This window comes from Aliirhizobium wenxiniae, assembly GCF_019511445.1.
In the GTDB taxonomy this organism is placed as follows: domain Bacteria; phylum Pseudomonadota; class Alphaproteobacteria; order Rhizobiales; family Rhizobiaceae; genus Neorhizobium; species Neorhizobium wenxiniae_A.
Genome location: NZ_JAEUAN010000066.1, coordinates 1 through 897 on the forward strand (window position 1 = coordinate 1; position 897 = coordinate 897).

The following is an 897-nucleotide window of genomic DNA, read 5'->3' on the forward strand; positions in this document are numbered from 1 at the left end:
TATGACGGCCGCCTTCTTCCTTCGTCAGGATGTAGGCTTCTGCCATGAACTTCTTGTGCGGCTTGACAGAACCCGGCTTGCACAGGATCTGGCCACGCTCAACGCCGTTACGGTCAACGCCGCGAACGAGAGCACCGATGTTGTCGCCGGCCTGGCCCTGGTCGAGCAGCTTGCGGAACATTTCAACGCCGGTAACCGTCGTCTTCGAGGTTGCCTTGATGCCGACGATTTCGACTTCTTCGCCAACCTTGACGATACCGCGCTCAACGCGACCCGTCACAACCGTACCACGACCGGAGATCGAGAATACGTCTTCGATCGGCATCAGGAACGGCTGGTCGATCGGACGCTCAGGCGTCGGGATGTAGGCGTCAACCTGGGCCATCAGTTCGCGAACAGCATCTTCACCGATGGTCTTGTTCGAGTCTTCAAGAGCGGCCAGAGCCGAACCCTTGACGACCGGAACTTCGTCGCCCGGGAAGTCGTAGGACGACAGAAGTTCGCGAACTTCAAGCTCAACCAGCTCGAGCAGTTCTGCGTCGTCAACCTGGTCGACCTTGTTGAGGAACACGACCAGAGCCGGAACGCCAACCTGACGAGCAAGCAGGATGTGCTCGCGGGTCTGCGGCATCGGGCCGTCGGCTGCCGAGCAAACCAGGATCGCGCCGTCCATCTGCGCTGCACCGGTGATCATGTTCTTGACGTAGTCGGCGTGGCCGGGGCAGTCAACGTGAGCGTAGTGGCGGTTCGGCGTCTCATACTCAACGTGCGCCGTCGAGATGGTGATGCCGCGTGCCTTTTCTTCCGGAGCAGCGTCGATCTGGTCATACGCCTTGAATTCACCGAAAAACTTCGTGATCGCAGCCGTCAAAGACGTCTTGCCGTGGTCAACGTGAC

General features: G+C 59.5%; 1 protein-coding gene. It reads right to left on the minus strand.

Features of this window, described 5'->3' with window-relative positions:
* Nucleotides 1-897, minus strand: an 897-nt coding sequence (tuf, locus tag JNB91_RS30285) for an elongation factor Tu (protein WP_220329120.1), incomplete at both ends; no start/stop codon positions are given.